9 protein-coding genes and 6 tRNA genes are annotated in these 9,866 nt (G+C 49.1%); 11 read left to right on the forward strand and 4 right to left on the reverse strand.

Features of this window, described 5'->3' with window-relative positions; all coding sequences use genetic code 11:
* The first annotated feature begins 5 nt into the window (after positions 1-5).
* The 7 genes from ABNS49_RS01850 (at position 6) to ABNS49_RS01880 (ending at position 958) form a co-directional block, all read left to right on the forward strand.
* Positions 6-82: transfer RNA gene (locus ABNS49_RS01850), tRNA-Pro, on the forward strand.
* A gap of 8 nt (positions 83-90) precedes the next feature.
* Positions 91-167, forward strand: a tRNA-Met gene (locus tag ABNS49_RS01855).
* Between the two features lie 9 nt (positions 168-176).
* Positions 177-253, forward strand: a tRNA-Ile gene (locus ABNS49_RS01860).
* Positions 254-296: 43 nt separating this feature from the next.
* Positions 297-387: transfer RNA gene (locus ABNS49_RS01865), tRNA-Ser, on the forward strand.
* A gap of 31 nt (positions 388-418) precedes the next feature.
* Positions 419-495 (forward strand) — tRNA-Met (locus ABNS49_RS01870).
* A gap of 4 nt (positions 496-499) precedes the next feature.
* Positions 500-575: transfer RNA gene (locus tag ABNS49_RS01875), tRNA-Phe, on the forward strand.
* 98 nt (positions 576-673) lie between these two features.
* Positions 674-958, forward strand: a complete 285-nt coding sequence (locus ABNS49_RS01880; RefSeq protein WP_135981064.1) for a type II toxin-antitoxin system HicB family antitoxin — start codon at positions 674-676, stop codon at positions 956-958.
* A gap of 30 nt (positions 959-988) precedes the next feature.
* On the opposite strand, the gene ABNS49_RS01885 is transcribed toward ABNS49_RS01880, so the two are convergent.
* Genes ABNS49_RS01885 through ABNS49_RS01895 form a run of 3 tightly spaced genes read right to left on the reverse strand, consistent with a single transcriptional unit; the run spans position 989 to position 2,802 of the window.
* Positions 989-1,609, reverse strand: coding sequence for an ABC-2 transporter permease (locus ABNS49_RS01885; RefSeq protein WP_135981065.1), 621 nt, complete (start codon positions 1,607-1,609; stop codon positions 989-991).
* Complete coding sequence (locus ABNS49_RS01890) at positions 1,606-2,424, reverse strand: ABC transporter ATP-binding protein (RefSeq protein WP_135981066.1); 819 nt, start codon at positions 2,422-2,424, stop codon at positions 1,606-1,608. The genes ABNS49_RS01885 and ABNS49_RS01890 overlap by 4 nt, the downstream gene beginning before the upstream one ends.
* Before the next feature lie 3 nt (positions 2,425-2,427).
* Positions 2,428-2,802 carry a GntR family transcriptional regulator gene (locus ABNS49_RS01895; RefSeq protein WP_135981067.1) on the reverse strand — a complete coding sequence of 125 codons (375 nt, stop codon included), beginning with the start codon at positions 2,800-2,802 and terminating at the stop codon, positions 2,428-2,430.
* A gap of 161 nt (positions 2,803-2,963) precedes the next feature.
* Between ABNS49_RS01895 and ABNS49_RS01900 the strand changes: the two genes are divergently transcribed.
* The 3 genes from ABNS49_RS01900 (at position 2,964) to ABNS49_RS01910 (ending at position 8,475) form a co-directional block, all read left to right on the forward strand.
* Entirely contained in the window at positions 2,964-4,283 is a 1,320-nt protein-coding gene (locus ABNS49_RS01900; RefSeq protein ID WP_135981068.1) for a helix-turn-helix transcriptional regulator, read from the forward strand.
* Between the two features lie 283 nt (positions 4,284-4,566).
* The gene (locus tag ABNS49_RS01905; protein ID WP_289183082.1) at positions 4,567-6,156 is read left to right on the forward strand and encodes an ABC transporter ATP-binding protein; all 1,590 of its coding nucleotides are present in this window, start codon (positions 4,567-4,569) and stop codon (positions 6,154-6,156) included.
* Positions 6,157-6,201: 45 nt separating this feature from the next.
* A complete protein-coding gene (locus tag ABNS49_RS01910; protein WP_135981072.1) occupies positions 6,202-8,475 on the forward strand; it encodes an HAD-IC family P-type ATPase in 2,274 nt (757 codons plus the stop codon).
* A gap of 46 nt (positions 8,476-8,521) precedes the next feature.
* On the opposite strand, the gene ABNS49_RS01915 is transcribed toward ABNS49_RS01910, so the two are convergent.
* Positions 8,522-8,797 carry a hypothetical protein gene (locus ABNS49_RS01915; protein ID WP_135981073.1) on the reverse strand — a complete coding sequence of 92 codons (276 nt, stop codon included), beginning with the start codon at positions 8,795-8,797 and terminating at the stop codon, positions 8,522-8,524.
* A 155-nt stretch (positions 8,798-8,952) separates the two neighbouring features.
* Here ABNS49_RS01915 and ABNS49_RS01920 point away from each other — a divergent pair, with 155 nt between their 5' ends.
* The gene (locus ABNS49_RS01920) at positions 8,953-9,309 is read left to right on the forward strand and encodes a cupin domain-containing protein (protein ID WP_135981074.1); all 357 of its coding nucleotides are present in this window, start codon (positions 8,953-8,955) and stop codon (positions 9,307-9,309) included.
* The last annotated feature ends 557 nt before the right edge of the window (positions 9,310-9,866 follow it).

Raw genomic sequence — 9,866 nt, forward strand, 5'->3', positions numbered from 1 at the left:
TATGTCGGGACGTAGCACAGCTTGGTAGTGCACTTGATTTGGGATCAAGGGGTCGCAGGTTCAAATCCTGTCGTCCCGACCATTCTCTTCGGCTGGGTAGCTTAGTTGGCTAGAGCATCCGGTTCATACCCGGAAGGTCGTGAGTTCGAGTCTCACTCCAGCCACCAACTGTTTTTGGACCCTTAGCTCAGTTGGTCAGAGCATCCGGCTCATAACCGGCGGGTCGTAGGTTCGAGTCCTACAGGGTCCACCAATCTATATCGTACCTTATGGTAGTAACAACACTCACATGTTATGGAGAAATACCCAAGTGGCTGAAGGGTCCGGTCTTGAAAACCGGTAGGTCGTGTGAGCGGCGCCTGGGTTCGAATCCCAGTTTCTCCGCCATTTTATTACAACTAAATATTTTTATTCACATCGCGGGGTAGAGCAGTCTGGTAGCTCGTCGGGCTCATAACCCGGAGGCCGTTGGTTCAAATCCTTCCCCCGCAACCATTGTGGTCTCATAGCTCAGTTGGTAGAGCAAAGGACTGAAAATCCTTGTGTCGTTGGTTCGATTCCGACTGAGACCACCACTTGAAAAGCCACGGATTCCGAAAGGGATCCGTTTTTTTTGTGGATTGGAATCTTCCTCTTTTGTCGGTAAAATAAAGAAAAAGAGAGGAGAACCGCCATGGCAACATACCCGGTCGTCGTCACAAAAGAAGGAAGGATGTTTGTCGTTTTGTTTCCGGATTTCAACGGGATGAGCGCGTTTGGAGAAACGTTCGAGAAAGCGCTGGACAAAGGCGCGGACGCGCTGAAAGCGACATTGCGCCTCCTGAAAAGGGATGGCGAAAAATTTCCGCGAGCCAGCGACGCCAAACGTTTGGATCTGGTAAAAATTTTAAGAGAGAGGAGCCTGAATCCGGCGCAGGAAACGCGAATCACCGCGATTTCCGTGGATGTCGATTCGTAAAAAACGCGGCCCGTTTTGGACCGCGTTTGACTACGTGTTTCGATTTAGCCAGCCGGTGACGATTTTCGGGCTGATAACCATGATCGCAAAATAAAGAACCATGCTGATGGCGGCCAAAATCATAAACACCTCTTTGATTTTGGTGTCGGACACAGTGTTCATGACGACAAGAAGGATCGCGACAGGCAGCAGGGCGGCGACGATCATCGCGATCGGGCCGGCCTCTTTTTTATAAAACGAGAGGAGCAGGCCGGGCGCGACGCCAAAGCCGAAAAAGACAAGCAGGATCGCGAGGTTGATTTCCAGCGAAACCCGGTCGATCGTCACGTGGGTGATGGCGGACACGCCCCAGTAGATGAGCAAGGCGAGGCAAGTGCCAAACGCCAGCACGATCAGGGCCAAAATAAACTTCTCGTAAACAATGCCTTTTCGGGAAACCGGCAAAGTCAGCTCCCACGGAAACCAGCCCGACGTCTGGTCGTTCATGATTGTGGCGACCGTTTGAAACACGAGCAGCAGCGTCACGAAGCAAATTTCCATCGTTGGCTGCTGGATATAAATGGAAATGCCGGTTCCGCAAACCAGGATCATGAGCAAAATCGGCCAGCTCGCCCAAATGAGCTGTAAATCCTTTCTTAACAATCCTTTCATCGTTTTTCTCCTTTCGTGTACATCCGCATCCAGTCTTCCAGTGTCGGGGCGTCGTACGTATAGCGCGCGTCCGCTTTTTTGACGAGCACGTCCACCTGGTACGGCTGCTCTATAGAACGAATGATCGCGTCGGGTGGAAGTTGTTCAAACTCTTTTTTCGAGCAATGCATGAGCGCGAAGGATTCCGTCAGCTCGTCCTTGGCGTCCATGAACATCTTTTTTCCTTCGTGAAGGTACAAAATGTAGTCGGCCACTTTTTCCAGGTCGCTTGTGATGTGGGTGCTAAAAAGCACGGTGTGGTTCTCGTCCTGGATAAATTCCAGCAATAAGTCGAGAATTTCGTCGCGCACGACCGGATCGAGGCCGGACGTCGCCTCGTCCAAAACGAGCAGACGGGCGTGGTGGCTAAAGGCCACGCAAAACGCGAGCTTCACTTTCATTCCCTTGGAGAACGTTTTGATTTTTTGCGCTTTGGGCAACCCGAAGTCGGAAGCCATGTCCCAAAACTTTTTGGCGTCCCATTGGGCGTAAATGTTCGTGAAATCCTTTTCGAGCTGTTCGATCGTCAAGATCTCGGGAAAGGTGCATGAATCGGGGATAAAGCTGATTTGATTGAAATTCGTCAATGGTGGCGTGATCGAGCCTTGATCGGGTTTTGTCATGCCTAAAAGGCAGCGCAGCAGGGTGCTTTTGCCCGCGCCGTTTTCACCAATGAGGCCGACGATGGTGCCTTGCGGAAGATCAAAAGACAAATCCTGCAACGCGAAGGCCGGATAGCGTTTCGTTAAGCCTCGCACACATAATGCTGTTGTCATAAGTCATTCTCCTTCATAGAGGACATCAATCAATTCTTTGAGCGTATCGGGGCCGATGCCAGCCGTCTTGGCGCTCTGGCAGGCTTGCGCCAGCAAATTCTCGATCTCCCGCTGTTTTTCCTCGCGGAGCAGTTCGGTGTTCAAAGCCGCCACAAACGAGCCTTTGCCCACGATCGTTTCAATCAAGCCGTCCCGGCTCAGGTTTTCATACGCCTTCTTCACCGTAATTAAAGAAATGTGCAAGTCTTTGGCAAGCGCGCGCATGCTGGGAATCGAATCGCCCGCTTTCAGCTTTCCGCTGACGATCATTTCCCGAAACTGGGATTCGATTTGCTCGTAGATCGGTTTGTCCGATCGCATAGTGATGATGATATCCATAATTCGACGTCTCCTGTTTTAGTGTGTATATACAATATATACATTAAACACAGTTGGGTGGTTTGTCAATCCTGTTTAACAAAATAAAAAAATTTAATTTTATGTGATTTTTCTTGAAATTTTTTCGGTTCATGAAATAATCTTCAAAAGGAGAATTGACTATGCCGTTTCAAATCAAACAACAAAGCGCGCTTGTGGATCAGGGGATCCCGAAAGAAAGGATCGCGGGCGCTTATTATCGCCTGCATCGAAGGGGCCAGAAGCGCTCTTTAATTGCCCTGGCAAAAGAATTGCGAATGAATAAAGGCTTTTTAAGTGATTTGGAAAACGGAAAGAGGCATTTTCCAGAAGGAACGGTTTCACAAATCAACGAAATATTAAACGTTTCTTTTGATGAAGATCAAAATTTATGGCGTCAGGCAAGAGAAGATCTATTTCAGTTGTTTGAATATTTCTTTTTCGAGCAAACGGAACGGATTTGCTCCAAGTATGAGGAAATTCAAAAAAGCGAGGAAGAGCGTCTTCATTCTTATGGCTTTTTCGTATCGCTAATGATTAAACTTTTTTACTTTTTGCGTATCGTCCAGGATGATGAGAAGGTAAGACAAATAAAGATGGTGATCGACCAAAACTTGAACTGCCTGCAAAATGACGAATTGGCGGTTTATTATTGTCTTTTAGGAATTTTTTATAAAAGGAATACAATGGATAATCCAATCGCGCTGGATTGTTTTTTGAAATCAGGCGAATTGTGCAATCCAAATTCCCATGTCCATGCGATGAATACGTTTCAGCTAATCAGTGTTTATGCCGAGTTGAATCAGCCGGTTATTGCCTATAAAAAATGTTTGGAGGCTCGAGAAGTACTGAAGCTCTGTAACAATTATAGCCGCCTGATTACAGTGGATATGTTTGAATGCGTGGTGCTGACCGATTTAAGACTTTTTTTGGAAGCGAAAGAAAAGTTGCTTCATTTACTCGTTTCCTCTAACAATGAATACTTAAATTATCCCACCGGTCAAATTTATCACAATTTGGCCTGGAACGCTTTGTTGAGTGAGAATTATGAAGAATGCATTCAATATGCGAAGCGGGCGAAATTAGAAAAAGATTCATCTCCCGATTTATGCTATTATGTTCCTTTTTCTCTTTTTAAGCTTAATAGGGTGGAAGAGGCTTTCAAGGCGTGTGAAAAAGCGGAGGAGGAGGAGTGTGACACTTCTTACCGGCTGTTTTTGCGGGCGATCAAGGATAGAATAAATGGACAGGATGAACAGTTTGAGCATAGTATTCTCGCGTATTATCAGTCATTATTGGAAAATAAAAGATATGAGGATATTTCGTTTATTCAAGATTTCATGCTCGACTATTTTGAAGAAAAAGAAAACACAATAAAGATTGTGCAAGTGGTGAGAGATATACGGCTTTATATGAATCATCAACTGGATCGCTTCACGACATGTTTGGGTGATTTTTCATAAGGGATACTCGCTCCGGATTTTAGATTCGGAGTTTTTTGATGGAGAAAAAGCTATACAAAAACAGTTAGTAAACATAGCCTGATTTACAAAATTTCATATTTCATGAATAATTTATAGCGAACAAGAAAAAAACAAATATTTTTGATTCATAATTCCAAAGTGTATTTTCATTGATTTAGACAGAAGCGGAATTATATTATTATTTGCGTTTGGATTCTTTAGTGAATAGAGTCGTTAAAAACAAAAAGTTTAATAAAGCGCTATGCGCTTTGAAGGAGGAACCATGAAAAAGAACACCGAATTTCGACTGATCGAATACAAAGGAAGGCACGTGGTCTACATCGCGTTCATCGTGCTCAATGTTTTGCTGTCGATCTTGATCAGCTACACGTTCAGCGAAGTCATCGACCAGATCACGGGAAAAAGCTCGTTTGCCCAAATCATCCGGCTGCTCGCGTTTTTGCTCGGCTTCGTGCTGCTGAACAGCTTCGTCTCCGTCTACTTCGTCAACTACAAGCCGCTGGAAGTGGATGTGGAAGAGTCGCTGAACAACTCGCGCAAGGTGTTGCGCCTCATGCTCAAAAGTCCGCTGCGCGAATACGAGAAACATGAAAAAGGCTACTTTATCAACCTGGCCACCTCCTCCGGCTTCACATTCGCCGACATTTACATCCAGCTCAACATCGAACTGATCGCGTACATTTTATGCGTGCTCATCATTATCGCTACCGTGACGGTCGTGAATCCGATTTACGGCCTGCTGTTCTTTTTGTACATTCCGGTTTTTTACTTTGTCGTGCGCCAGCCCAGCAAATCCATCTCGTCGCTGCAAAAGGAAGGCCTTCCTAAACAGGACGCGTTTTTTAGCGAAATCAAAAAAGTCGTCGAAGACAAACGGGCCATCAACATCAACCGCGCCGACACCTTCTTTTTGAACCGGTACGCCGGCGTCGTTGCCAATTATTTGAAATTTATAAAAAAGTTCAAACTGTTCGAGACGATCACCAACAACCTGCCTAGCGTCATGTCGAACATCGCACAAGTGCTCGTCCTCATGCTATCCACCTATTTGTACTTTCAAGACAAGCTCACACTCGGCAGCATCCTGTTCATTTACCAGGTCACGAGCCTGTACCAGATCCCGCTCAACAAATGTTTCGAGATCGCCATCCACTATCAGGTCAACACGAGCCACATCGAGCGTTTGGAACAGTTCGAGAAAGACGCCAACAAACCAAGCGGCTTCGAGGAAAAGTACGGAACGTTCGCCCATCTGGCCGCCATTTTGCAAGGCCGGTTTTATCCGACCGCGCAAAAGGAGACGAAGCTCTTTGAAACCGACAAGCTCGTCATTCCCAAAACGGGCGTCACGCTCATCAAAGGACAAAACGGGACCGGAAAATCGGTCTTGCTCAACTATTTGAGCGGCTATTTCGACGTCGACAGCTTCGAAGGAAACATTGAGCTCGACAACGCGCTGACGGACGTCGCGTATTTGACATACCCGACGCTGCTCGTCAATGGAACGGTGAAGGACAATTTGTTTGGTGAAGCCATCGACCCCGAAGTGTTCGACATGCTGCACATTGATTTCGCGCAAAAGAAAATCAACGAGAACGTGCGTAACTTAAGCTTTGGCGAACAGCAAAAAGTCAACCTTCTCCGCGTGCTCTCGCTCCATAAAAATCCCGTCCTTTTGGACGAGCCGTTCACCAACCTCGACCAGGAAACGATCCACAGTCTGGTCGACTACATCGCCCGCCACAAGGACGACACGGCGTTTTTGATCATTTGCCATTCCGACGAGCTCGATCCCATCGCCGCGCGCATTTACCGTATCGAGGACAATCAAATCAAAACGATCAAAAGCTGAGGGAATGTAATGAGGAAGTGAAGGGAATTTTGGTATAATGGGCGCATGAACAACACGGATCCCAAGCAGGGCTTGACAACCGAGGAAGCCCGCAAGAGAGAAAAAAACAAAATCAAAGACGAGTCGAGCCGCTCGTACAAGGCGATCTTTTTACAAAACACGTTCACGTTTTTCAACATCGTGAACTTCGCGCTCGCCGCGCTCGTGTTCATGACCGGATCGTATCGCAACATGCTTTTTTTAGGCGTCGTCCTCTCCAACATGGTCATCGGCATCGTGCAGGAAGTACGCTCCAAGCAGGTGCTCGACAAGCTCGCCCTCATCCACCAGGAGCTGGCGTGCGTCATTCGCGACGGCAGGGAGCAAAAGATCGCGATGGAGGACATCGCCAAAGGCGACATTCTCGTGCTGCGCGCCGGCGACCAGATCCCGTGCGACGGCACGATCGTGCAAGGCATGGTCGAATGCTCCGAGGCGATGCTAACCGGCGAGAGCGACTCGATCGAAAAGCAGGAAGGGGCGACGGTTTTGTCCGGCAGCTTCGTCATCGCCGGGCAAGCCCGCATGGAAGTGCACAAAGTCGGGGACCAGACGTACATTTCCACCATACTGAAGGAAGCCAAACGCGACAAGCGTTATCCAAGCCAGCTGCGCGAGTCGCTCCAGAAAATCATTAAGTTTTGCACGTACTCGATCATTCCGCTTGGCTTGTGCCTGTTCGCCAAACAATACTTTTTCAACCACGATCCGTGGAACGAGTCGATCCTTTCGACGGTCGCCGCGCTCATCGGCATGATTCCCGAAGGACTCGTCATTTTAACGAGTATCGCGCTGGCGGTCGCCTCGATCAAGCTGGCCCGCCGCCAGGTGCTCGTGCAGGAGTTGTACTGCATCGAGACGCTCGCCCGCGTCGACGTGCTTTGCTGCGACAAAACCGGCACCTTGACGCAAGGGGCGATGAAAGTCGTCGACGTCGAATCGTTTTCCAATCAGAAAATCGAGCCGGTTTTGGCGAAGATGTACGCCTCGCTGCCCGACGACAACGCGACCGCCAAAGCCATCCGTGCCTACACCCAAAATGAATGGGTCCATGAAAAAGCCGATTCGGTCGTTCCGTTTCAGAGCGCCACGAAGCGCTGCGAGGCGACCTTTGGCGACACGACATACCTTTGCGGGGCGTACTCGTTTATTTTCGACGTCCCGGATCCGGCCATTGTCGCCCAAATCGCCGCGGCCGCCAGAAAAGGACGCCGGGTTCTCGCGCTGGCCGAACAAAAAAAAGACATGGAAAAACCGCGGCTTTTGGGTCTTATCCTCATCCAGGACGTGTTGCGTCCGGACGCCCGGGAAATTCTTTCGTACTTCCAGACGCAGGACGTGAACATCAAGATCATTTCCGGCGACGATCCGGTCACGGTCGCCGCGATCGCCAAGGAAGCGGGCGTGGAAGGGGCGTTTATCGACATGATGAGCGTGTCGAACGCCGACATTCCCGACCTGATGGAACGTTACGCGATTTTTGGCAGGGTCGATCCGCAGCAAAAAAAGGAAATGGTGCTTGCCCTCAAAAACAAAGGCCACACCGTCGCGATGACGGGGGATGGCGTCAACGATGTCATGGCGCTCAAGGAGGCGGATTGCTCGATCGCGATGGGAAGCGGGGCGCAGGCCGCCCGCAACATCGCCAGTTTGGTGCTGCTCGAAGACCAGTTCGAGGCGATGCCCGCCATTTTGCGGCAGGGGCGTTGCGTCATCAACAACATCCAGCGGACGGCGTCGCTGTTTCTCGTCAAGACGATGTTCTCGTTCGCGCTCAGTTTTCTGACGCTGTTTTTCTGGACCGAGTATCCGTTCCAGCCGATTCAGCTCACGCTTATCTCGTCGCTTGCCATCGGGTTTCCAAGCTTTGTGCTCACGCTTGAGCCCGACGCCAAACGCGTCAAGGGCAACTTTTTGCGTACCGTGCTTTCCAAAGCGTTTCCGGGCGCGTTATGTGTGACGTTGTGCGTCGTGCTCACCGCCGTCCTGCGCCGGTTTTTCGCGATGAGCGACGAGCAGTTTTCCACGATTTGTACGATTCTGGCCGGCATTTGCGCCTTGTGCGTGCTGTACAAGACGTGCTGGCCGTTTACGACATTGCGCAAAGTGCTCTGGGTGGCGATGTGCGTCGTGTTCGGCTGCTGCGTCGTGTTCCTGAAGCCCGTGTTCTTTCTCACGCTGCTGCCATTCGACTTGCTTCTCGTGTGTCTGGCGGAAAGCGTGTTGATTCCGTTTATCCTTTTCGCGGCGTACAAACAAATCGAGCGAAGATACAAATAAAAAGACAGGAAAGTTGGATATGTTCCATCGGATTCCTGTCTTTGTTTTATTTTTCCTTTTTCCAAAGCGCCATGGTCGTCGCCTTGGCGTCCTGCATGCCCGCTTTGACGACGGGCGAAACGAACATGCTCACAAAATAGCGGTAGGCAAGCACGACCGGCAGCCAGCCGGGCGTGTTGATCATGAACACTTTGCGGATGTGCCAAAACAGCATCCACGTCTGCCACGGGGTGCCCATTCGTTTTCGAATCAGCGAAAAGGAGCGGGCGTGCGACCACGAGTGCAGAATGTGCGGTTTGACATAGTGGATGATCCCTTTCATCAAAACGGTCCTTTCTTATTGTTCTAAATAAAAGAATACAATGCATCGCTGGATTTCGTCAATGAAAAGAAAAAAATGAATGTAACTATTGAAATTACAATAAACCTGTGGTATTTTCGATGTGTAAACGATGGTTACATTCAGGAGGAAGAGAAATGGAAAACTATAAAAAAGCGAGTGTGGGAAACGAGGCGCGCGTCGAGCTGCACGATGCGCTCGGTTTGACGGGTGCGGAAGTGAGCGTCAACAGCCTGCCGGCTGGCGCGAGCGTCCCATTCGTGCATGCCCACAAAGCCAACGAGGAAATTTACGCGGTGCTCGAAGGAAAGGGCAAAGCCGTCATTGACGGACAGGAAATTCCGTTGGAGGCGGGGGACTGGCTCCGCGTCGCCCCGGCGGGAAAACGGCAGTTTTTCGCGGCCGCCGATGAGGGCATCCGGTTCCTTTGCGTTCAGGTGAAGGAAAACTCGCTGGAAGGCTACACGGCTGACGACGCGATTGTTGAAGGATAATTTTACAGGCATCCGTTTTGAATGCTTTTTTGTTTGATATATGTGGTTTTTGCGCCAAATAAAGCGAGAACGAGAAACGAACCATCTTTGATGGGCGGCCGTTTTCCAAAAAGGGATGTTTTCGTCGAAGTCATCGCGCAAATTCTCGAAGCGGGGCGTCTGATTCACACGGCCAAAACAGCCAGACCGTTTTGTTTTTTGTGCTCAAGCCACTAGCCAAAGGATTCAGGTTGTTGGTCGGAAACAACATTGGCGAAAAATATGACCGGCAAGCGACAGTTCTTGCGGGGAGTGTATAACAGGTGAAAGGAAATTCGAATCTTCCGCTTTTCTTGTTGACGCTTATATTTTTTTCATGCTATAGTTTGTCCACATCCGCCTTCCGGCGGATCCTGATTCCAACCATCGAAAGATTCCGTTCTTTTTCCCAGGTTCTTTCCTCTCTTATCTTTTTTATGGCTTCCTTTGATTTTTTCCTCTTCACTTTTTTAGATCAAAGCACCGCATGAAAACAGAAATGGATCTTTTGCGATCTTGGTTTCATTGAAATAATTTTT

This window comes from uncultured Dubosiella sp., from assembly GCF_964018005.1.
Taxonomy (GTDB): domain Bacteria; phylum Bacillota_I; class Bacilli_A; order Erysipelotrichales; family Erysipelotrichaceae; genus Dubosiella; species Dubosiella muris.